We start from the raw sequence: 21,322 nt of genomic DNA, 5'->3' as shown, positions 1-21,322 counted from the left end.
AAAGAGTTGCACGACCGCCACGCCGGCGGGCGAGTTGGTGAATGAATCGCTAACCCCCAAAAGTCCCCGTTCGATCTTCAAGACAGACTCGATAGATCGTTCCAGAATGCGAATACCATAAGCATGAGCACAAGAGCGAGGCCTATCCGAAAACCAACTTCCTGAACGCGCTCGCTCAAGGGTTTTCCCCTGACAGCTTCGAAGGCGTAGAACAGAAGATGTCCGCCATCGAGCATGGGAATGGGCAGTAGGTTCAGAAGGCCGATCGAGATCGACAGAAGCGCCGCGAGGTTCAGAAGCGGCGCGAATCCAAGGGTCGCGACCTGGCTGGAGACCTGGGCGATCTTGATCGGCCCGCCGATCTGATCGGACCCCTCGCGTCCCCCGAAGATGCCGCCGATGAAAGCCACGGTTCGCTCGGTCACGAACCATGTCTGCGACACACCATATTTGAGCGCATCGACCACGCCGAGATTCTCGATTCGGAAGTCTGCCTGCTGGCTGTTGGCGACGATCCCGATGACCGGAACCTGGAAGCTGTTGCCGAATCCGTCGGTCTGCGTCTGGAGTTCCGGCGTCACGCTGACGGCGCGCGACTGCCCGTCCCGCTGGAGTTCGACCTGGATCGGCGTATCCGCGCGGGTCGATACATAACGCTGAAGATCGCTGAAATAGCGGATGCGGGTTCCGTCGGCCGCCACGATGCGATCGCCCGGCAGGATGCCCGCCTGCGACGCCGGAGATCCTTCGCGGACTTCCGATACGATCGGGTCCCCGACCATGATGCCGGTCGCATAGGCGGTCCCGGCGAAGATGGCGATCGCGAGAATGAAGTTGGCGATCGGCCCCGCCGCGACGGTCGCTGCCCGCTTGCCGACGCTGGCGCTCTGAAACGCCCGCGCACGGTCTTCAGGCCTGGCGTCGCGAAGCGCCGCCTCACTCGGAACGCTGGCTGCGTTCTCGTCGCCGAAGAATTTCACATAGCCGCCGAGCGGGATGGCACAGAGCTTCCATCGGGTCCCGTGACGGTCGGTAAACCCGAGAAGCTCCGGGCCGAAGCCGACCGAGAAGGCCAGGATCTTGATGCCCGACCAGCGCCCCACGAGGTAGTGGCCGAGTTCGTGAAAGAACACGATCACGGTCAGGACGAAAAGGAACGGCACGATCTTGATCAGAGCGGAGTTCCAGATCGCGTCCGGCAGGCTCGCGAAATCCATGGGAAGCGCCTTTATCGCGGAGGAGACGCGAGGGCTCTAGCACCGCGTCCGTTTCTCCGGGGAGAGAATGCCATCATATTTGCGTCAGAAGTCGAAGATCGCGCGCGCCGGATGCTCGATGCCGGAGCCGAGGAGGCCGGCCATCAGCATGACGCCGGTCGATATGATGAGCGCGTCGATCCGGTCCATCAAACCGCCATGTCCGGGAATGAGGCGTCCCGAATCCTTCACGCCGAACCGACGCTTGACCCAGGATTCGAAGAGATCCCCCGCCTGACCGACGACGGACAGAATGCCTGACAGGACGAGAACCAGAGGGGTCACGTCGCCCGTCAGCCAATACTCGAATCCGACCCCGAAGAGCACGCCGGCCAGAAGACCGCCCAGCGCGCCGGAGATGGTCTTCTTGGGTGAGACCATGGGCAGGAGCTTCGGACCACCGAAGGTCCGGCCGAAAAAATAGGCGAAGATGTCGGTGGCCCAAACGATGCAGATGACGAGGCCGAGGGCCGCCAGGCCTTCGGTGCCGCTGTCCCGGAGGATGCCGGGCGCCATGCCGGCGGTCGCCGCATAGACGAGCCCGCCGAGCACCCAGTTCGCCTTCTGCTCGCCCCGATCCACGATGGCGATGAAGGCCGCGGACGCCCCGACGATCGTCAGCGCCCAGCCATGAAATCCGAAGAAGAAGGCGGCCAGCGCGACATAGAGCGCGCGCCGGGCGAAGATGTAGATGTCGCCCGCCCGCTTGGCGCGGGTCATGCGCGACCATTCGTCGAAGACGATCACGCAGGCTGCGCAGCACAGGAGCCGGAACGCAACGCCGCCCAGGAACGTGAGCACCAGAACGGCGATGCCGAGGATGATTGCGGAGATGAGTCGCGAGCGCAGATCCGTCCAGGATTGCGTGGCGGCGAGGCGTCCGAGACCGAGCCCCATGCGTCAGGAAGCGATTTCGCGCGACAGACCGCCGAACCGGCGGTCCCTCATCGCGAAGTCCTGCACGGCGGCCGTGAAGGCGGCGCGATCGAAATCCGGCCAAAGGCAAGGCAGGAAGGCGAATTCGGAATAAGCGGCCTGCCAGAGCAGGAAGTTGCTGAGGCGCAGCTCGCCGCTCGTGCGGATGATGAGATCGGGATCGGGAATGCCGGCCGTATCGAGATGCTGATCCACGAGATCGGGCGAGATCAGGTCGGCCGTGAGTTCCCCGGTGCCGAGCTTGGCGGCGATCCGGCGCATGGCGCGGGCCATCTCGTCCCGCGCGCCGTAGTTGAAGGCGATGACGAGAATGTTGCGGTCGTTCCCGACTGTCAGCGTCTCGGCCTCTTCCAGAAGGCCACGCACATCGCGCGGCAGGTTCTCCCGCTCGCCGATGACCCGAACGCGCACGCCCTCGCGATGAAGCTCGGCAAGGTCGCGGCGAATGAAGACCTTCAGGAGGCGCAGGAGCTCGCCGACTTCCTCGGCGGGCCGCCGCCAGTTCTCGGAGGAGAAGGCGAAGAGCGTGAGATAGCGGATGCCGAGCTCGCGCGCCGTGCGCACCGCCTCACGGACAGCCTCCACGCCGCGCCGATGCCCCAGCGTGCGCGGCAGCCCGCGAGCCTTCGCCCAGCGCCCATTGCCATCCATGATGATGGCGACGTGTTCGGGCTGACGCACCTGTTCCACCGCGTTCTCCGCCTTGCCGCTCGTGACTTGTCGTCCGCTTCGAAACTAGACCTGCATGATTTCCGCTTCCTTGACGGAAAGCGACTTATCAATTTCGGTGATCGTTTCGTCGGTCATCTTCTGGATGCGATCGGCCGTCACGCGGCTGTCATCCTGGCTTACGTCACCGTCTTTTTCGGCCTTTTTCAAGGTCTCCATGCCGTCGCGACGCACATGGCGAGCTGCCACGCGTGCGCTTTCGGCGTAGGTGTGGGCGACCTTCACCAGTTCCTTGCGGCGCTGCTCGTTCAGTTCCGGCAGCGGAATGCGCAAGGTGGAACCGTCGGTGATCGGGTTGAGGCCGAGATTGCTCTCGCGGATCGCGCGCTCCACGGCACCGACCATGCCCTTGTCCCAGACCGAAACGGCCACCATGCGCGGCTCGGGAACCGTCACGTTGGCGACCTGATTGAGCGGCATCTGCGAGCCATAGGCCGAGACGACGATCGGATCGAGAAGGTTGGCGGACGCACGCCCCGTCCGAAGGCCCGCGAGATCGCCCTTGAAGGAGGTCACGGCGCCGTCCATGCGACGCTTCAGTTCGTTCAGATCCGGACCGGCCATAGGAATACCCCTCAGAAGTTCGTGTAGCTTGGTTTGCGTTCAGTCAGACACGATCGTCGAACGGCCACCGCCCGACAGGATTCGACCGAACTCGCCTTGCTCGTGGATCGAAAACACCACGATCGGAATATGGTTCTCGCGGGCGAGCGCGACGGCGGTGACGTCCATCACCGCGAGTCCCTTGCTCAGCACCTCGTCATGCGTCAGCTGCTCGAAGCGCGTCGCGTCGGGAACGAGCTTGGGATCGGCCGAATAGATGCCGTCGACCTGCGTTCCCTTGAAGAGCGCGTGCGCGCCCATTTCGGCTGCGCGAAGTGCGGCGGCGGAATCGGTGGTGAAGAACGGATTGCCCGTTCCGCCCGCGAAGATCACGACGCGGCCGCGATCGGCATGGGCGAGCGCCGCGCGCTGCGAGAAGCTCTCGCAGATTTCGGGCATCGCGATCGCCGACAGGACGATGGCGTCGATGCCGAGCTTGGTCAGCGACGTGCGCAGCGCCAAGGCGTTGATGACGGTGGCGAGCATGCCCATGTGGTCGCCGGTCACGCGGTCGCCGCCCTTGGACGCCACGGCGACGCCCCGGAAGATGTTGCCGCCGCCGATCACCACGGAAATCTCGACACCCAGTTCGCGCGCGTCGCGAATGTCGCCGGCGATGCGATCGGCCACGGCGACGTCGATGCCGAAGCCCTGCCTACCCATCAGCGCTTCGCCCGAAACCTTCAGAAGAACGCGCTTGAAACGGACGGTCATGCAAGTTTCCCGAATTTGATGCCGGCTTGCGATACAGGAAGGGCGCCCGCTTCTCAAGCGGACGCCCCCCATAAGGAACAAGAAGCGGGGAAAGCCGCTTCGAGCTTACTTCTTGCCGGCTGCCGCCGCGACTTCCGCCGCGAAGTCGCTCTGCTCGCGCTCGATGCCCTCGCCGAGAGCGAAGCGCACGAAGCCGGTGATCTTGGCCGGAGCGCCCGCGTCCTTGGCGGCTGCTTCCAGCGCCTTCTCGACGGTAAGGTCGGGGTTGATGACGAAGGCCTGCTTCGTCAGAACCACTTCCTCGTAGAACTTGCGCATGCGGCCTTCCACCATCTTCTCGATGATGCTGTCCGGCTTGCCCGACTGACGAGCCTGCTCGGAGAACACGGCCTTCTCGCGCTCGACGGTCGCCGAGTCGATCTCGGTCTCGCTGAGAGCGAGCGGGCTGGTGGCGGCGACATGCATCGCGACCTGACGGCCGAAGGCAGCCAGAACCGCCTTGTCGCCCTCGGACTCGATCGCCACGAGGACGCCCATCTTGCCGAGGCCGTCCGCCACCTGGTTGTGGATATACGTCGCGACGACGCCGTTCGAGACCGTGAGCTGAGCCGAGCGGCGCAGGTTCATGTTCTCGCCGATCGTGCCGACCGCGTCCTTGATCGTGTCGGCGACGTTCTTCTCGCCGGCCGGATAGGTGGCGGCGGCGACCGCGTCGGTCGAACCGTCGGTCGTCAGCGCGACGCTGGCGACGTTGCGCACGAGCGTCTGGAAGGCGTCGTTGCGCGCAACGAAGTCGGTCTCGGAGTTGACCTCGACGACCACGGCCTTGTTCTCGCCGGCGGCGACGCCCACGAGACCTTCGGCGGCAGTGCGGCCCGACTTCTTGTCAGCCTTGGCGATGCCCTTGGCGCGCAGCCAGTCGATCGCGGCTTCCATGTCGCCATTGGTCTCGGCCAACGCGGTCTTGCAGTCCATCATACCTGCGCCGGTCTTCTCGCGCAGGTCCTTCACCATCGAAGCGGAGATCGTCATGAATTGGCCTCTGTCTTAAAAAATTGGCGCACCGAACCTCGTGGGAAGGGTGCGCCGTGAGGGTCGGCGACGCTGCGGCGCCGCCGGCATTACTGGTGGCTCGCGAGCGATCAGGCCGCTGCGGACGCTTCGGTCTCTTCCGAGGTCTCGCCTTCGAGCGCGGGCTCGACCGGGGCCTCTTCCATCGCGCCGATGTCCACGCCCATCGAGCCCTGCTGACGCGCGATGCCGTCGACGGCGGCGCGGGCGATCAGGTCGCAGTAGAGCGAGATGGCGCGGGCGGCGTCGTCATTGCCCGGGATCGGGTAGTCGATGCGGGAAGGATCGCAGTTCGAATCGACCACGGCGACGACCGGAATGCCGAGACGCTTGGCCTCGTCGATCGCGATCGACTCCTTGTTGGTGTCGATGATGAAGATCATGTCCGGCACGCCGCCCATGTCCTTGATGCCACCCAGCGCGCGGTCGAGCTTGTCGCGCTCGCGCTGCAGGTTGAGGCGCTCCTTCTTGGTGAAGCCCTGGGCTTCGCCGGAGAGGAGTTCGTCGAGCTTGCGCAGACGCTGGATCGAGTTCGAGATCGTCTTCCAGTTCGTCAGCATGCCGCCGAGCCAGCGGGCGTTGACGTAGTACTGGGCCGAACGGTTCGCCGCATCGGCGATGATCTCGGACGCCTGGCGCTTGGTGCCGACGAAGAGCACGCGGCCGCCGCGCGAGACCGTGTCGGACACGGACTGCAGCGCCTTGTGCAGCAGCGGAACCGTCTGCGCGAGGTCGATGATGTGGATGTTGTTGCGCGCGCCGAAGATGTAGGGCGCCATCTTCGGGTTCCAGCGATGGGTCTGGTGTCCGAAGTGGACGCCAGCCTCGAGGAGCTGACGCATGGAATAATCAGGCAGAGCCATGGAATTGTCCTTTAACCGGTTGAACCTCCACGGACAGAAGCAGATTGGATAACCTGCCACCGGCGAGAACCTTTGGGCTCAGCGAGCCCGATCCTCGTAAATCCGTGTGTGGAATAGGCGGGCGCTTACACCATCCCGCCGACCTCGGCAAGATAGGAAGGTTTCGCGCTCCTTACCAGGGTGGCCTCATGGGTCGCCTCAGGGCGTCGGTTTGCAGGCGTTTTCGAGGAGTTCGAGACGCGACAACCGCCCCTTCAACGCATAGGCGCCGAAATCCATAGTCAGATCGTCCGAAACTCCGTTTTCATAGAGCCTGTAGCGAGTCTCGAAGATCGGCATCCCGTCCCGGTCGCTGTCCTTGTTGTAGTAGGATTCGACGATCATCCAGGAGCGAAGGCCCGCCAGCGAAGCGTCGATCGCCGGCTGAGCGGGGTCGGCGGGTTTGCCGTTGCCCGGGGTGATGATCGCCGTCGTGGTCAGTCCCTTCTCGGCCTCGTTGTCGCCGTCGAACAGGCGCGTCTCGAAGATTCGCTGGCCCGCCTTGGCCTTTTCGATGATCTGCGCGGTGTGTCCGAGCGGGAACGCCGCCTTCGCGATCTCGGTCTGCCGGTTCACCGGCAATTCGTAGTCGATGCGGGTCTTGTCGCCCTCGATCACGGCCCTGCCCTTCACCGTTTCCTGCGGCGCGCCGTCGATCGAGGTCCTGGTTTCGAATTCGAACCGATCGCCCGACCGCGATTCCTTCGACAGTGTGTGCTGGTCGGTGACGGTCAGCTCCGTGTCCTCCTGAAACCGGACGACGAAACGGTAGTCGAGATCCATGCCCTCGCAGGTGTCGTTCTTGAGCTGGAGGGCAATGCGACCCTCCGCGCCGTTGATGCCGGAGCCGGGCTGATCGAGCGTCAGTTCGTAGACCGCCTCGTGCGGGGCCAGCGTGTTGGCGGGAGCCGCCAGCGCGCCGGGAACGGGAAGCACGGCCATGAAGGCCAGATGACGAAGCCGCATGAGGGTCGAACTTTCCTTGTGATGGCGCTCGGCGCTCTCGAAGGCCCGGGCAAAACCTGCTAGCCCTCGCGCGAGGCTCAAACCTGATGAGGATTCGCATGAGCAGCACGATCAGCAGCCGTCTGGCCGATGCCGGCGTCCAGTTGCCCAATGCGGCGGCTCCGGCGGCCAATTATGTGCCCTGGGTCCGCTTTGGCAACCTGCTCCAGACCTCCGGTCAATTGCCGCTCGCCGATGGCAAGATCGCCGTCGCCGGCAAGCTCGGCGCCAATGTCTCGCTGGAAGACGGCCAGATCGCGGCGCGCCATTGCGCGATCAACATCCTGGCGCAGGCGCAGGCCGCGCTCGGCGATCTGGAAGCGATCGGCCGCCTTCTGAAGCTGACGGTCTTCGTGGCGAGCGAGGCGAGCTTCACCGAGCAGCACAAGGTGGCGAACGGCGCTTCGGACTTCCTGGTCGAAATCCTCGGCGATCGCGGCCGTCACGCGCGTTCGGCCGTAGGCGTCCCGGCGCTGCCGCTGGATGCCGCGGTGGAAATCGAAGCCCTGTTCGAAATCGCCTGAGCTTCGCACTCCCATGAAGGCCGGTTGGCTCAAGGATCGCCCGATCGCCCATCGCGGGCTCCATGACGGCAACAAGACCGTCTTCGAGAATTCGATCTCGGCTTTTCGAGCCGCGATCGCAGGCGGATACGCGATCGAATGCGATGTGCACCTGTCCTCCGACGGCGTGCCCGTGGTCTTCCATGACGACGACCTGAAGCGCCTGACCGGGCGCGAGGGTCGGGTTCGCCAGACATCCGCTGTCGAACTCGGAGGGCTGCGTCTCGGGGGCACCGGTGACACGATCCCGACCCTTGCCGCGCTTCTCCAACTCGTCGCCGGCCAGGTGCCGCTGGTGGTGGAACTGAAAGGCGCGAGCGAGGCGGAGGATGCGGGCTTCGTGGATGCCGTGGCCGCCGTGGTCGAAGGGTATGCGGGGCCGCTCGCCCTCATGTCCTTCGATAGCTGGCTGCTCGAGCAGACGGAGCAGGTTCGGGAGACCTATCCGATCGGCCTCACCGCCGAGGGCACCCGGCCGGAGCTTCTCGCCGAACACCGCGCGATTTTCGCGCGACGCTGCGACTTCACGTCCTATAACATTCACCATCTTCCGAACGATTTCGTGGATTGGGTTCGGAACGAGCAAGGCGCGCCGGCGATCAGCTGGACGGTTCGGACGCCGGCCGAGGCCGAGAAGAGCGCGCGCCTCGTGGACCAGATGACGTTCGAGGGGTTCACGCCGCCGCGCTGACCCTTCTTGGCGGGGATCGAGATGACGGATGACGCGGACACTTCCATCGACGCCCGGGGCGAACTGACGCTCCGGGTGGTCGAAAGCCTGTCGGATATCGACGCCGCGCTCTGGGATGTCCTCGCCGCCGACGATCCGGGCCGCTCGCTCAATCCTTTCGTCCGCCACGCCTTCCTGAAGTGCCTGGAGGATTCGCATTGCACCGGCCGGGCGGCGGGCTGGCTGCCGCAGCATCTCGTCCTGTCGGACGAGGACGATCAGATCATCGCGGTCGCTCCCGCCTATCTGAAGAGCCACAGCCAGGGAGAATATGTCTTCGACCACGGCTGGGCCGATGCGTTCGAGCGGGCCGGCGGGCGCTACTATCCCAAGCTTCAGCTCTCGGTGCCCTTCACACCGGCCACCGGCCCCCGCCTCCTCGTCGGGTCGAGCGCCGACGCCGACTGGCGTCGCCATGCCCTCGCGCAGGCCATCAAGGGCTATGTCGAGGCGTCTGGCGCCTCGTCGGCCCATGCCACCTTTCTGACGGAGCGCGATCGCGCGGCCCTGTCGGACGACGCGTTTCTCCAGCGCACGGATCAGCAGTTCCATTTCGTCAATCGCGGCTATGAGAGCTACGACGCGTTTCTGGAAACGCTAGCGTCCCGCAAGCGCAAGGCGCTGCGAAAGGAGCGGCGCGATGCGCTTTCGAACGGCATCACGATCGAGCGGCTGACCGGCTCGTCTTTAAGCGAAGCGGCCTGGGACGCTTTCTTCTCCTTCTACCAGGACACGGGCGCCCGCAAATGGGGGCGGCCCTATCTCAACCGCGCCTTCTTCTCGCTGCTCGGCGAGCGGATGGGCGATCATGTCGTTCTGGTGATGGCCAAGCGCGACGGGCGTTATATCGCCGGCGCGCTCAATCTCGTCGGGGCCGGTCGGATCTACGGGCGCTATTGGGGTTGCGTCGAGGACCACCCGTTCCTGCATTTCGAGGTCTGCTACCATCAGGCGATCGACTATGCGATCGAGCATGGACTGGAGGTCGTGGAAGCGGGCGCGCAGGGCGAACACAAGCTTGCGCGCGGCTACGAGCCGGTGACCACCCATTCGGCGCATTACATCGCGCATCCCGGCCTGCGCTCGGCCGTCAGCGCCTATCTCGACCGCGAGCGGCGCGACGTGGAGCGGATGCACGATCTTCTCGCCGACCACACGCCCTTCCGCAAAGGCGATTGCAGCTAGACCTGCCTCGGCGCGCCCTTATGATCGGCTCATCGCACCCAAAGATTCGGGCTTTCCATGACGCCGTATGACGACACCAACATCTTCGCAAGAATCCTGCGCGGCGAGCTTCCGAGCGCGAAGATTTTCGAGACGGACGAGGTCGTGGCGATCATGGACGTCATGCCCCAATCCAAGGGGCACTGCCTCGTGATCCCGAAGGCGCCCTCGCGCAATCTCCTCGACGCCGACGACACGACGCTGCAGGCCGTGATCGTGCAGGCCGCGCGGCTGGCGCGCGCCGCAAAGGCGGCCTTCGCCGCCGACGGCGTTTCGGTGATGCAGTTCAACGAGGCTCCGGCCGGACAGACGGTCTTTCACCTGCATGTCCACGTCATCCCCCGCTTCGAGGGCGTGCCGCTTCAGGGCCATGGTTCGGGCGGCATGGCAGACCCCGCGCTTCTCGCCGAACAGGCGGAGGCGATCCGCCGCCATCTCGCCTGAGGTCCGGGTTCGGAACTTAGCGCCCCGAGCGAGGCCTTTCCGCGCCGCTCGGGGTCAAAGAATTCCCAGCATCCAGGGCACGCCCAGAAGGATGATCTCGGCGACCACGATAGCGATCAGCGTCTGGCGGCCGAGCCAGAGATAGGCGAGGAAGCCGCCGGCGAGCGCCGCGATGCGAATCCAGTCGGGAATCCCCGCGAGCGATCCGCCGGGATAAAGCACGAGGCGAGCGATAACGGCCGCGACGAGACCCGTCGCGATGGCGCGCGCTGCGACGATGAAAGGGGACGTCTCGTCGATCCGCCCGGACGACAGAACGCCCAGCCAACGCCAGACATCGGTCGGAAGCCAGCCGGCCAGGAGAATGAAGACGAAGGGCCACCAGGGCGCGCTCAAGGCGGTGTAGCTGAGATCGCTCGACATCAACCTTTGCGCCTTTCCAGGATGCGCCCGGCGAACAGCGAGGCGATGCCAGCTGCGATGCCCGCGACGAGAATGTCGAAGTCGGGCGTCATTCGATTGGCCGGGATGATCGCCAGCATCCCCAGAAACAAGGCCAGCCGTCCGGTGATGTCGCGCGACGAGCCATAGAGCGACGTCAGGAAATAGACCGGGGTCAGGAACGCCAGCGCGCCGGTCACGAGAGCCGGCAATTGGCCCATCAGGTTGAAGGCCAGTGCGACGATGATCGTGTTGACGAGCGTCAGCGTGACGCCGAAGCCCGCGAAGAACGTGGTTCGGTAGCGTCGGGGAATGTCGGGAAACCGCTCGCGGGACACGACCCAGGCCGTCACCGCGATGAAATGCGAGAGGAACAGGAGCGTGCGCTTCCGCGTCCCCTCCGCCCTTAGTTCCGGCATCAGCGAGATCACCATGGGCATGAGCCGCAGCGACGACAGGCCGACCGCCACCGCCGTCGCCGCCAGCGACAATCCGGCGGTGATCGCGCCGAGCATGATGAGATTGGCCGGCAGCGCCCAGATGGTGAAGACCATGAAGGAGGCTTCGAACCATGTGACGCCTGCGTCGCGGGCCAGACCCGCAAAGCCGAGATGCGCCGTCACGAGAATCAGGGCCGGCGCCGAAATCACCTGCCGCATGCCTCGGCCGAGCCAATAGCGGGTCTGGTCGGGCGGCAAGGCGTCGGGAATGTCCATGGCAGGCCCCAAGGTTCTGTCCGGGGGCCGCAATGGAAAAGGCCGCCCGGAGGCGGCCTTCTCTTAACCCATCAATTCAGCTTGCGGGGAACTTTCGGCACCGTCCCCGACCGCTTGCCGGGCCGCGTTCCCGGCTCGTCCGCCGGGCGCTCGGCTTCCGCGTCGGCCGCCGCGAGTTCGGCCTCGTCATCGCCGAAATCCTCGTCGTCCTCGTCGATGACGTCCTCGCCGTTCGGGCCGACCTTGGCGCGCTTCACGCGCCCCTCGCCCGGCTTGCGCGCCTTGCCGAAGTTCTCGTCGGCGATGGCCTCGAGATGCAGCGTCTTGACGCCGGCCTCGTCGGTGACGACCGTGACCTTCACCGTGCCGCCGCGCTTCAGCTTGCCGAACAGAACCTCGTCCGCCAGCGGCTTCTTGACGTATTCCTGGATCACGCGGCCGAGCGGACGCGCGCCCATGTACTCGTCGTAGCCCTTGTCCGCGAGCCAGGCGATCGCCTCGGGCGCGAGTTCGAAGGTCACGCCGCGCTCGGAGAGCTGGGCTTCGAGCTGCATGACGAACTTCTGCACGACCTCGTGGATGACCGGGGTCGGCAGCGCGCCGAACGGAATGATCGCGTCGAGGCGGTTACGGAATTCCGGCGTGAACAGGCGGTTGATCGCCTCCACGTCGTCGCCCGTCCGCCGGGACGAGCCGAAGCCGATCGCCGCCTTCTGCGCTTCAGACGCGCCGGCATTGGTCGTCATGATCAGGATCACGTTCCGGAAGTCGATCTTCTTGCCGTTGTGATCCGTCAGCTTCCCATGGTCCATGACCTGCAGGAGGATGTTGAACAGGTCCGGATGGGCCTTCTCGATCTCGTCGAGCAGCAGCACGCAATGCGGATGCTGGTCGACGCCATCGGTCAGGAGACCGCCCTGGTCGAAGCCGACATAACCCGGAGGTGCGCCGATCAGCCGCGAGACCGTGTGGCGTTCCATGTATTCCGACATGTCGAAACGCAGAAGCTCGATGCCGAGCGCCGAGGCGAGCTGCTTGGCCACTTCCGTCTTGCCGACGCCGGTCGGGCCGGAGAACAGGTAGGAGCCGATCGGCTTCTCCGGCTCACGCAGGCCGGCGCGCGCCAGCTTGATGGCAGTCGTCAGGCTCTCGATCGCCGCGTCCTGACCGTAGACGACGCGCTTGAGCTGCTCGTTGAGGTTCGACAGAACCTCCTCGTCGTCCTTCGACACGGATTTCGGCGGAATGCGCGCCATCGTGGCGACGGTCGCCTCGATCTCCTTCACGCCGATGCTCTTCTTGCGCTTGGGCTCGGGGAGCAGCATCTGCGACGCGCCGGTCTCGTCGATCACGTCGATCGCCTTGTCCGGCAGCTTGCGGTCGTTGATGTAGCGCGCCGATAGCTCGACGGCCGAGCGAATGGCGTCGTTCGAGAATTTGACGTGATGGAATTCCTCGAAATAGGGCTTGAGGCCCTTGAGGATCGAGATCGCGTCCTCGACGGACGGCTCGGCCACGTCGATCTTCTGGAAGCGGCGCACGAGCGCGCGGTCCTTCTCGAAGAACTGGCGATATTCCTTGTAGGTCGTGGAGCCGATGCAGCGGATCGCGCCGGACGACAGCGCCGGCTTCAGGAGGTTGGACGCATCCATCGCGCCGCCCGAGGTCGCCCCCGCGCCGATCACCGTGTGGATCTCGTCGATGAAGAGAACCGCGCCGGGATATTCCTCGAGTTCCTTGACGACCTGCTTCAGCCGCTCCTCGAAATCGCCGCGGTAGCGCGTACCGGCGAGCAGCGTGCCCATATCGAGCGAGAAGATCGTGGCATCCGCCAGAACTTCCGGCACGTCGCCCTCGACGATGCGCTTGGCGAGGCCTTCGGCGATCGCCGTCTTGCCCACGCCAGGGTCGCCGACATAGAGCGGATTGTTCTTGGAGCGACGGCACAGGACCTGGATGGTCCGGTTGATCTCGCTCGCGCGGCCGATCAGCGGGTCGATCCGACCCGTCTTGGCCTTCTCGTTCAGATTGACGCAGTAGGCCGTCAGGGCATCCTGCGCGGTCTTGCGACGCCCTTCGTCCTCGTTCCCCATGACCGACTGCTCGTCCTCCGTTCCGCGAACGGTTCGTCCCTCGGACGCGCCCGGACGCTTGGAAATTCCATGCGAAATGAAATTCACGGCATCGTATCGCGTCATCTCCTGCTCCTGCAGGAAGAAGGCGGCGTGGCTCTCGCGCTCGGCGAAGATCGCGACGAGGACGTTCGCCCCCGTCACCTCGTCCCGGCCGGACGACTGGACGTGAATGACGGCGCGCTGGATCACGCGGTGGAACCCGGCGGTCGGCTTGGAATCCTCGTCGCTGCCGCTGACGAGATTGGCGAGTTCCGTGTCGATATATTCGACGAGCGAACCGCGCAGCGCGTCGAGATCGACGCTGCAGCCGCGCATGACGTTGGCCGCGTCCTTGTCGTCAAGCAGCGCCAGAAGGAGGTGTTCGAGCGTGGCGAATTCCTGATGGCGTTCGTTGGCGTAGGTCAGCGCCTGATGCAGCGACTTTTCGAGGCTTTGAGAAAATGTCGGCAAGCTTCACCTCAATTCTTTTCCATCACGCATTGAAGCGGATGTTGATGCTGGCGGGCGAAATCCATGACCTGCGTGACCTTCGTCTCGGCGACCTCGTAGGTGTAGACCCCGCACTCGCCGACGCCATGCTTGTGGACATGCAGCATGATGCGGGTCGCGGCTTCCCGGTCCTTCTGGAAGAACCGTTCGAGAACGTGAATGACGAACTCCATCGGAGTGTAATCGTCATTCAGAAGAAGCACTCTGTAAAGATTCGGCCGTTTGGTTTTCGGCTTGGTGCGCGTGATGACGGATGTGCCGCGGTCGTTGCCGACGCCCTCGTCGTCGCCCGCCTGGGAGCGAACCTTCGATGCTGGAGCCTCAATGCCCATGACCATGTCGTTCAATGCCGTCACCTTCGCCTTCGGCTGATATGTATGTGTGGGATCGTCCATTTTAAGACGCCATCCCGCCGCAGCCGAATTTCATTCCGTTGAGCGTTCGAGCACCGGACTCGACAGGATTCGCGAAGGCCGCGCAAGGGCGCGACGGGCCGTGTTTCCGGCCCAAACGAAAAAAGCCCGGCGGAGCGCCGGGCTTTCGGAAAACGTCAGACTGAAGACGTCGTGGTTCAGGCGGCCTGCTGCATCGCGTCCTGCGCGTAGGACGTCGCCTTGTTCACGCTGGTCTCGAAGGGCTTGAACGTCTCGCGCGCGATGTTCGCGTAGAGCTCGTTCATCTTGGTGGCCTGCGCCATCCACGCGTCGTAGGACGACTTGAAATACGCGGTCTGGATCTCGATCGCCTTGTCGGGCGTCCGGGTCTGGGCGAGCTCTTCGAGCATCTTGGCCGAAGTCTCGTAGCTGCGCTTCGTGAAGTCGCCGGTCTCGGCGGCAATCTGCTGGAAGCCCTTCGTCACGGTCGAAACCGACTTGATGAAGGTGTCCATGGCTTCCTTGCTGGCCTGCCCAGCGTCCGCATACATGTTCATTGCACTGCTCCCGTATCCCACCAGAACTGCAATCCATCTGCAGCGCACATACGCATATTGCACTGCACAAAAAACTTCAAGCCACAATCGAGGGTTTCGAGGAAAAAGCGCATGCGACCCGTGCGTTGTCGAAAACTTGAGGCGAATGCCACCTTCTGATCACAAGGTTCCGGCAACCATAAACGGATTGGTAAGGCCCTCGGGCGTATCTTTCCCACAAGATGAGAACGCCAGGCCACGCAGTTGGTTAAGGATCGGCCTTGCGGCCGGGACGCGGCGTCTCGCAATGCCAGAGACGAGAGAGCTGCCTATGCTCAAGGCCCCTTCCCGGATCGATCTTCTCACCAAGCGTGCATCCATGACGGTGGGAACGCTCCTGGTCGGCGCCAGTCTGCTGGCAACGGCGCCTGGCGCTCACGCGCAGGCCAAGGACGAACGCTATTCCGCGATCGTCATGGACGCCAACAATGGCAAGGTGCTCTTCTCCAGGAACGGCGACGATCGTCGCTATCCCGCCTCGCTGACCAAGATGATGACGCTCTATCTGCTGTTCGACGCGCTCGAAAGCGGACGAGTGACCCTCTCGACTCCGATGAAGGTGTCCGCCTACGCCGCCGCGCGCCCGCCCTCCAAGCTCGGCTTGAAGGCGGGCTCCACGATCTCGGTGGAAGAAGGCATTCTCGGGCTCGTGACGCGTTCGGCCAACGACGCCTCGGTGGTGATCGGCGAGTTCCTCGGCGGCACGGAAAGTCAGTTCGCGGAGATGATGACGAGCAAGGCGCACCGGCTCGGCATGACGCGCACGACGTTCCGCAACGCCAACGGCCTGCCCAATCCCGGCCAGATGACCACGGCGCGGGACATGGCGACGCTCGGCATCGCGCTTCGCGAGCATTTCCCGCAATATTACAGCTATTTCAGCCGCCGCTCGTTCAATTTCCGCGGTCAGGTGATCGGCAACCACAACCGTCTTCTCGGGCGAATCCAGGGCGTCGACGGCATCAAGACGGGCTATATCAACGCCTCCGGCTTCAATCTCGTCACCTCGGTTCTGCGCGGCAACAAGAAGCTCGTCGCGGTGGTGATGGGCGGTCGCACGGCGCGCTCGCGCGACGATCACATGGCCGAGCTGGTCACCAAGTATCTCCCCGAGGTCAGCACCCGCAGCGGTGACCCGGTTGTGGCCTCCTACGCGCCGTCCACGCGCGGCCCGTCCGTCGCCGCGCATGTCGCCGAACTGCCGACCAGCGTTCCGCTTCCGACCCGTCGCGCGTCCTCCATCAACGAGCGCGTCGCGCAGGCCTATGGCTCGAACGCCGCCGGCGCCATGAACGCGATCACGGCGCCCGAGCGGTCCGTGATCGGTCGCGATGCGCTGAAGGCCGCGCTTGGACGGCGCGAAGCCATGGAGATCCCGACCTCGAACGCGCTGGCGGCTCCCCGTCCCCGCGTCGGCATTCCCAACGCGCCGGTCGCGGCGGCGCCCGTCACGGCCTCGCTCGCCGCCTCGGGCTGGGTGGTTCAGATCGCTGCGACCCCCGCCGAGGAAACCGCCCGCGAGATGCTGGCGGAAGCGAAGGTCCGTGGCGGCTCCGCGCTGTCGCGCGCCACCCCGTTCACCGAGTCCGTGGCGAACGGCTCGCAGACCCTTTACCGCGCGCGTTTCGCCGGCTTCGGCTCCAAGGCCGACGCGAACGCCGCCTGCGAGGTTCTGAAGGCCCGGTCCTACGCCTGCTACGCGATCGCCGCGAACTGACCGTCGCACCGTCCCTTGGGACGCTATGACGCCAGCCGCCGAAGTTTTCGACACAACCCGTTGTATGAGTCAGTTCGAGGTTCCCATGTCCGTTGAGCAGGAAATCCTGGGTTTTGCGTCCGCTGGGGATAAGCCGTCGAACGTTTCCTCGATCGGCCTTCATCCGCTCCAGCAGGCGGCCTCGCGTCTCGGCGATTATCGCGACGGCAAGTCCCGCGTTCGCGCCAAGGACCTCGTGGGTCTCCTTCTGTGCCACGGCGCGCGGGCGTGGCGCGCGGCGCAGCCGGAAGGCATGATCTATCTGAAGGTCAACACGCCGACGGGCACGCCGGCCGTGCGCATCTGCTACGGCCGTCCGGGTCGCTTCTGAGCTCCTACAGGAGCCCCAGTTCGGCGAGCTCGCGTTCCAGCTGCGGCGGCAGGGGCTCGCCATCCGCCGCGCTGCGATCGGGCGGCGCATCCTCCACCGTCAGGTAGCGCCAGCCCTGAAAGGCCCGGCGTGGCTGCCAGCGCGTGGCAATGAACTCCGGGGCGAGAACGATGCGGCAGCGCTCGATCCCGTCCTCCGAGGTGAAGGCGTCGAAGCGCAGGAGCGGCTGGCGAACCTGCACCTGCCCCTTGATCACCCAATAGAGCGAGCCGCCCTCCAGCATCTCGGCGGCGCGTTTGGGCATGACGCGGGTGACATGGGTTTGCTCGGGCCTCTGCCCGGCCCGCCGCTGCGTCTCCAGGCGAAGGGCGACATGCGTCTGCAGGTCCTCGATGGATTCGACACCGACGCAGAGTTTGATCATATGGAGCGACATCAGCGCTCCATCCGTCTCTATCGCGGCAAGGTCAAGGCCGGCGGAACCGCGCTCCCCGATTTGCCGGGCTGCGGGCATTTGGCCGCGGCGGCCCTTTGCCGAAAGAGCGGCCAACCATGTCGTTCCAGGAGATCCTCGATCTCGAAAACCTGCTCGCCCTCCTGACCTTCAGCGTCGGTTGGACGATCTATGCCTTCGCCGTCGATGGCACCGCCCTGTCCAAGCGAGGCCTCAGCCGGCGCATGAACCGCCAGCGTGAAGCCTGGATGCGGACCATGCTCAACCGCGATCTGCGGATGATCGACACGGCGATCATGACGGGCCTCCAACAGGGCACCGGCTTCTTCGCCTCGGCCTGCATCTTCGCGATCGGCGGCTGTTTCGCCTTGATGGGATCGATCGACCATATCGCGAGCGTCGTGACCGACCTGCCGCTCAGCGGAAATTTCGACCGGGCGCTTCTGGAGATCAAGCTTTTCGGGCTGGTGACGATTTTCGTCTTCGCCTTCTTCAAGTTCGGCTGGGCCTATCGCCTCTTCAACTATTGCACGATCCTGATCGGGGCCGTGCCGATGGTGCGGGAGGCCGAAGCCGATCCGGCGATGGCCGAACTGGCCTTGAAGCGCGCGTTGCGCATGAACCAGATCGCCGCCCGCCACTTCAATTCGGGCCTGCGCGCCATTTTCTTCGGCATGGCCTATCTCGGCTGGTTCATCGGCCCGTTCGTGCTGATCGCGACAACGCTGACGGTCATCCTGATTCTGGCGCGCCGCCAGTTCTTTTCCGAGGCCAATGCGTGCCTCGATCCGATCCATGAGGACGCAACGCTTTGACGAAACCCCGGGACATCCGCGCCGCCATTCTGTCAGCCGTCACCGAGCGCGGAGAAGGCAAGACCGTCTGCCCGTCCGAGATCGCGAGGCAGCTCGGCGGATCGGACGAGAAGGTCTGGCGCCTGCTCATGGCGCCGATCCGGCAGGTGGCAGTCGATCTCGCCCTGTCCGGTGAGGTCCGCATCCTGCGCAAGGGCCGTGCCGTGGACCCGCGCGACTTCAAGGGGATCTACCGATTGGCGCCGGCGTCCGAAGAGGCCGGCGCGGGAAACAGCGCGTCGGTCTTGCCCGTCAGCCAGTAGGCGAGCAGTCCCAGATATTCCCGGATCGCGAAGTGGACCTTTTCGAGGTTCCGCACCGTCGCGGTCGAGGGCTGGTAGATGAGATTGCCGCCCGGCGTCTGATAGTCGGTCGGATAGGGCAGAACGTCGAAACCTGCCACACGGAAGCAGCCGACGGCGCGCGGCATATGGGCCGCCGAGGTCACGAGAAGCCAGGTTTCGCCGGGCTTGGGCGCGGCGATCTCCTTGGAGAAGCGCGCGTTCTCCACCGTGTTGCGCGAGCGGTCCTCCAGAACGAGCCGGTCGGCGGGAAGGCCGAGCTCTCCGAAGAGTCGCTCAGCGACCGACGATTCGGTGACGTCCTCTTCGAACATCGCCGCAGCGCCGCCGCTGAAGATCACCTTGGCCTCGGGAAACCGGAGAGCCAGCGCCAGCGCCGTGGTGATGCGGTCCGCCGCGTCGTTCAGTTCCGGCTCGCCGCGCGTGCGCGCCACGCGGGTGTCGAACGAGCCGCCCAGCACGACGATGCCCGCCACGCGTTCGGGCAGCGCCGGCTTGGGGAAGCGATTCTCGAGCGGCGCGAGCATCATCAGGCCGAGCGGCGAGAGGCTGACGACGGCAAGAACGAGGAAGGCGACGGCAAGCAGGCCGAAGCCGGTTTTCGGCAGCTTCAGAAGGAGACAGACGAGGCCGGCCGCGAAGAGAAGGAGAATGCCGACGAGGGGTTGAACGAGATACCAGCCGATCTTCGAGAGCGCGAAAAACATCGACCGATCACCATTCTCTGCTGCATCTGCGGAGGCGACCGTGCCGCCCCCGCCTTCCTCTGACCAAGCCGAGGGGCTTGTGTCAAACCCTATCCCAGGACGGAGCGAAGCTCGGATCGACCAGACGCTTGCGCTGGCGGGTCATGTCGTTCAGCGCCGTCCGGTCGGTGTCCGACAGCTCGAACGAGAAGACGTCCAAATTCTCAGACAGGCGATCGGGGTTGGACGTGCGCGGAATGGCGCCGACGCGCGGCTGTTCGATCTCCCAGCGCAGGATGACCTGAGCGGGCGTGCGCCCAAGGCGTTGGGCGATGCCGGTCACGGTCGGGTGCTGGAGCAATTCGCCGCCCTGCCCGATGGGCGAATAGGCGATCAGCGCCATGTCGTGCCGCTCGCAGGCGGCCAGCACGGCTTCCTGCGACAGAAGCGGATGATACTCGACCTGATTGCAGACGAGCGGCGCGGCGCTCATCGCGGCCGCGTCGTCCATCAACGTGCTCGGGAAGTTCGCCACGCCGATATGGCGCGTCAGTCCCTTTTCGCGCGCCGCGTTCAGGGCCGAGATCGAATCCTCCAGGGGAATGCGGGCGTTCGGCCAGTGGATCAGAAGAAGATCGACCGCGCCGGTGCCCAGCGCTTCGACTGCGGCTTCGGCGGTCGAGACCAGCCGGTCGGCTCCGATATCCTCATACCAGATCTTGGTGGTCACGAAGAGGTCCGAGCGATCGACGCCGCTCGCCCGAATGCCTTCGCCCACCTCCCGCTCGTTGCCGTACATGCGCGCCGTGTCGATATGGCGATAGCCGCCCTCGATGGCCTTGGCGACCATGCCGACGCAGGTTTCGCCGGTCAGCTTGTAGGTGCCGAGCCCAAGGGCGGGAATGCGCGCGCCCGACGCTTCGATCATTTTCATGCGGATGTCCTCGATCGGCTTGAAGGCGACGGCCATGAACTTCCGTTCGCCTTCCTTCCGCAATTGAGATAGGCGGAACGGCGATCGAACCAGTGGACGCGCGATGACGGTACCTGAGAAAACCCAGCGTGGGCGCATCGAACTGCTCGATGTCGCCCGTGGCGTCGCGCTTCTGGCGATGCTCGTCTACCACTTCACCTGGGATCTCGAATTTTTCGGCTACCTCCCGGCCGGCTTCGCGCAGGTCGGCGGCTGGAAGCTGTTTGCGCGCTGCATCGCTTCGAGCTTCCTGATCCTCGTCGGCGTCAGCCTCGTTCTGGCCCATGCTCGCGCGATCCGCTGGCCATCCTTTCGCAAGCGCTTCCTGCAGATTGGCGCCGGTGCCCTCGCCATCTCGATCGCCACCTTCTGGCTGACGCCGCAGGGCTTCGTTTTCTTCGGCATCCTGCATCTGATCGCGCTTGGCAGCCTGCTCGGCCTTGCGTTCCTCACGCTGCCCTTCTGGGCGACGGCCACAAGCGCCGCGGTTGTGATTGGGCTGCCATCCCTCTTCACGACTGCGCTGACTGACAGTCGCTGGCTCGCCTGGATCGGCTTTTCCGAACACCCGCCCCTGTCGAACGACTTCGTGCCGCTGTTTCCGTGGTTCGGTGCCATTCTGATCGGCATCGCCCTGGCGCAGCTCTTCGATCGCATCGGCGCTTGGCCGCGCCTCGCGCGTCTCAACGACCCGTTGAAGGCGCTCTGGCCGCTTTCGACGCTCGGCCGACATTCGCTGCTCTTCTACCTCCTGCACCAGCCGATCTCGTTCGGCCTCGTCGCTCTGGCCGCCACGATCTCGCCCCCGGATCAGACGGAGGCGTTTCGGGCAAGTTGCCAGCAGACCTGCGAGAAGGACCGGGATACGGCCTTCTGCGTGTCCTATTGCGGCTGTGTCGAAACGCGCTTGAAGGCGGACGACCTTCTCGAAAAGCTGCTTCGGGGGCAGCTCTCGGAAAGCGGAAGCGCGAAGGTCCGCGACACCGTAAACGCATGTTCCTTCGAACCGAGCGCCCAGCCCTGATGGCCGGCGGCAGC

24 protein-coding genes and 1 pseudogene are annotated in these 21,322 nt (G+C 64.8%); 9 read left to right on the top strand and 16 right to left on the bottom strand.

Annotation, left to right across the window (positions count from 1 at the left end):
- Nucleotides 1–77: 77 nt before the first annotated feature.
- The 8 genes and pseudogenes from rseP to B146_RS0104280 form a co-directional block, all read right to left on the bottom strand.
- Nucleotides 78–1,217 (bottom strand): RIP metalloprotease RseP, encoded by a 1,140-nt coding sequence (rseP, locus tag B146_RS0104315; RefSeq protein ID WP_019995188.1) that lies wholly within the window; start codon nt 1,215–1,217, stop codon nt 78–80.
- 84 nt (nt 1,218–1,301) lie between these two features.
- Nucleotides 1,302–2,153 carry a phosphatidate cytidylyltransferase gene (locus tag B146_RS0104310; protein ID WP_019995187.1) on the bottom strand — a complete coding sequence of 284 codons (852 nt, stop codon included), beginning with the start codon at nt 2,151–2,153 and terminating at the stop codon, nt 1,302–1,304.
- Nucleotides 2,154–2,156: 3 nt separating this feature from the next.
- Nucleotides 2,157–2,903, bottom strand: a pseudogene (locus B146_RS0104305) (isoprenyl transferase); the annotation flags it as partial.
- 24 nt (nt 2,904–2,927) lie between these two features.
- Entirely contained in the window at nt 2,928–3,485 is a 558-nt protein-coding gene (frr, locus tag B146_RS0104300) for a ribosome recycling factor (protein ID WP_019995185.1), read from the bottom strand.
- A gap of 39 nt (nt 3,486–3,524) precedes the next feature.
- Nucleotides 3,525–4,238, bottom strand: coding sequence for a UMP kinase (pyrH, locus tag B146_RS0104295; protein ID WP_019995184.1), 714 nt, complete (start codon nt 4,236–4,238; stop codon nt 3,525–3,527).
- Between the two features lie 105 nt (nt 4,239–4,343).
- A complete protein-coding gene (gene tsf, locus B146_RS0104290; protein WP_019995183.1) occupies nt 4,344–5,270 on the bottom strand; it encodes a translation elongation factor Ts in 927 nt (308 codons plus the stop codon).
- A 110-nt stretch (nt 5,271–5,380) separates the two neighbouring features.
- Nucleotides 5,381–6,172 carry a 30S ribosomal protein S2 gene (rpsB, locus tag B146_RS0104285; protein ID WP_019995182.1) on the bottom strand — a complete coding sequence of 264 codons (792 nt, stop codon included), beginning with the start codon at nt 6,170–6,172 and terminating at the stop codon, nt 5,381–5,383.
- Nucleotides 6,173–6,370: 198 nt separating this feature from the next.
- A complete protein-coding gene (locus B146_RS0104280; protein ID WP_019995181.1) occupies nt 6,371–7,177 on the bottom strand; it encodes an EipB family protein in 807 nt (268 codons plus the stop codon).
- 98 nt (nt 7,178–7,275) lie between these two features.
- On the opposite strand from B146_RS0104280, the gene B146_RS0104275 reads away from it, so the two are divergent.
- The 4 genes from B146_RS0104275 to B146_RS0104260 are packed head-to-tail and all read left to right on the top strand — an operon-like array spanning nt 7,276 to nt 10,177.
- The gene (locus B146_RS0104275) at nt 7,276–7,740 is read left to right on the top strand and encodes a RidA family protein (RefSeq protein ID WP_026358315.1); all 465 of its coding nucleotides are present in this window, start codon (nt 7,276–7,278) and stop codon (nt 7,738–7,740) included.
- 13 nt (nt 7,741–7,753) lie between these two features.
- Nucleotides 7,754–8,470 carry a glycerophosphodiester phosphodiesterase family protein gene (locus B146_RS0104270; RefSeq protein WP_019995179.1) on the top strand — a complete coding sequence of 239 codons (717 nt, stop codon included), beginning with the start codon at nt 7,754–7,756 and terminating at the stop codon, nt 8,468–8,470.
- A 21-nt stretch (nt 8,471–8,491) separates the two neighbouring features.
- A complete protein-coding gene (locus tag B146_RS0104265) occupies nt 8,492–9,694 on the top strand; it encodes a GNAT family N-acetyltransferase (protein ID WP_051091512.1) in 1,203 nt (400 codons plus the stop codon).
- 57 nt (nt 9,695–9,751) lie between these two features.
- The gene (locus B146_RS0104260; RefSeq protein WP_019995177.1) at nt 9,752–10,177 is read left to right on the top strand and encodes an HIT family protein; all 426 of its coding nucleotides are present in this window, start codon (nt 9,752–9,754) and stop codon (nt 10,175–10,177) included.
- A gap of 54 nt (nt 10,178–10,231) precedes the next feature.
- Here the strand turns inward: B146_RS0104260 and B146_RS0104255 are convergent, their stop codons facing one another.
- From B146_RS0104255 to B146_RS0104235, 5 genes are all read right to left on the bottom strand, one after another.
- The gene (locus B146_RS0104255) at nt 10,232–10,600 is read right to left on the bottom strand and encodes an AzlD domain-containing protein (RefSeq protein WP_019995176.1); all 369 of its coding nucleotides are present in this window, start codon (nt 10,598–10,600) and stop codon (nt 10,232–10,234) included.
- The gene (locus B146_RS0104250) at nt 10,600–11,334 is read right to left on the bottom strand and encodes an AzlC family ABC transporter permease (RefSeq protein ID WP_019995175.1); all 735 of its coding nucleotides are present in this window, start codon (nt 11,332–11,334) and stop codon (nt 10,600–10,602) included. The genes B146_RS0104255 and B146_RS0104250 overlap by 1 nt, the downstream gene beginning before the upstream one ends.
- Nucleotides 11,335–11,405: 71 nt before the next feature.
- Entirely contained in the window at nt 11,406–13,919 is a 2,514-nt protein-coding gene (gene clpA / locus B146_RS0104245; RefSeq protein WP_019995174.1) for an ATP-dependent Clp protease ATP-binding subunit ClpA, read from the bottom strand.
- 8 nt (nt 13,920–13,927) lie between these two features.
- On the bottom strand, nt 13,928–14,290 hold the full coding sequence (clpS, locus tag B146_RS0104240; protein ID WP_040408281.1) for an ATP-dependent Clp protease adapter ClpS: 363 nt from the start codon (nt 14,288–14,290) through the stop codon (nt 13,928–13,930).
- 239 nt (nt 14,291–14,529) lie between these two features.
- The gene (locus B146_RS0104235; protein ID WP_019995172.1) at nt 14,530–14,889 is read right to left on the bottom strand and encodes a phasin family protein; all 360 of its coding nucleotides are present in this window, start codon (nt 14,887–14,889) and stop codon (nt 14,530–14,532) included.
- A gap of 310 nt (nt 14,890–15,199) precedes the next feature.
- Here B146_RS0104235 and B146_RS0104230 point away from each other — a divergent pair, with 310 nt between their 5' ends.
- Together B146_RS0104230 and B146_RS0104225 are read left to right on the top strand one after the other, a co-directional pair.
- On the top strand, nt 15,200–16,645 hold the full coding sequence (locus B146_RS0104230; RefSeq protein WP_019995171.1) for a D-alanyl-D-alanine carboxypeptidase: 1,446 nt from the start codon (nt 15,200–15,202) through the stop codon (nt 16,643–16,645).
- Between the two features lie 85 nt (nt 16,646–16,730).
- Entirely contained in the window at nt 16,731–17,015 is a 285-nt protein-coding gene (locus B146_RS0104225) for a hypothetical protein (RefSeq protein ID WP_026358311.1), read from the top strand.
- A 4-nt stretch (nt 17,016–17,019) separates the two neighbouring features.
- Here the strand turns inward: B146_RS0104225 and B146_RS0104220 are convergent, their stop codons facing one another.
- Nucleotides 17,020–17,451: a DUF1489 family protein gene (locus B146_RS0104220; RefSeq protein WP_019995169.1), complete on the bottom strand. Its 432-nt coding sequence runs from the start codon at nt 17,449–17,451 to the stop codon at nt 17,020–17,022.
- A 116-nt stretch (nt 17,452–17,567) separates the two neighbouring features.
- On the opposite strand from B146_RS0104220, the gene B146_RS0104215 reads away from it, so the two are divergent.
- The gene (locus tag B146_RS0104215; protein WP_019995168.1) at nt 17,568–18,284 is read left to right on the top strand and encodes a DUF599 domain-containing protein; all 717 of its coding nucleotides are present in this window, start codon (nt 17,568–17,570) and stop codon (nt 18,282–18,284) included.
- Nucleotides 18,281–18,586 (top strand): DUF3253 domain-containing protein, encoded by a 306-nt coding sequence (locus tag B146_RS28225; RefSeq protein ID WP_060577658.1) that lies wholly within the window; start codon nt 18,281–18,283, stop codon nt 18,584–18,586. Before B146_RS0104215 ends, B146_RS28225 begins: the two co-directional genes overlap by 4 nt.
- Here the strand turns inward: B146_RS28225 and B146_RS0104210 are convergent.
- Nucleotides 18,514–19,332 carry a YdcF family protein gene (locus B146_RS0104210; protein ID WP_019995167.1) on the bottom strand — a complete coding sequence of 273 codons (819 nt, stop codon included), beginning with the start codon at nt 19,330–19,332 and terminating at the stop codon, nt 18,514–18,516. The two genes, B146_RS28225 and B146_RS0104210, sit on opposite strands and share 73 nt — an antisense overlap.
- 82 nt (nt 19,333–19,414) lie before the next feature.
- The gene (locus tag B146_RS0104205; protein WP_019995166.1) at nt 19,415–20,281 is read right to left on the bottom strand and encodes an aldo/keto reductase; all 867 of its coding nucleotides are present in this window, start codon (nt 20,279–20,281) and stop codon (nt 19,415–19,417) included.
- A gap of 67 nt (nt 20,282–20,348) precedes the next feature.
- On the opposite strand from B146_RS0104205, the gene B146_RS0104200 reads away from it, so the two are divergent.
- Nucleotides 20,349–21,308, top strand: a complete 960-nt coding sequence (locus B146_RS0104200; RefSeq protein ID WP_019995165.1) for a DUF1624 domain-containing protein — start codon at nt 20,349–20,351, stop codon at nt 21,306–21,308.
- The last annotated feature ends 14 nt before the right edge of the window (nt 21,309–21,322 follow it).

The organism is Aureimonas ureilytica DSM 18598 = NBRC 106430, from assembly GCF_000382705.1.
GTDB classification, from domain to species: Bacteria; Pseudomonadota; Alphaproteobacteria; order Rhizobiales; family Rhizobiaceae; genus Aureimonas; species Aureimonas ureilytica.
This window is presented reverse-complemented; position numbering and strand designations above follow the sequence as displayed.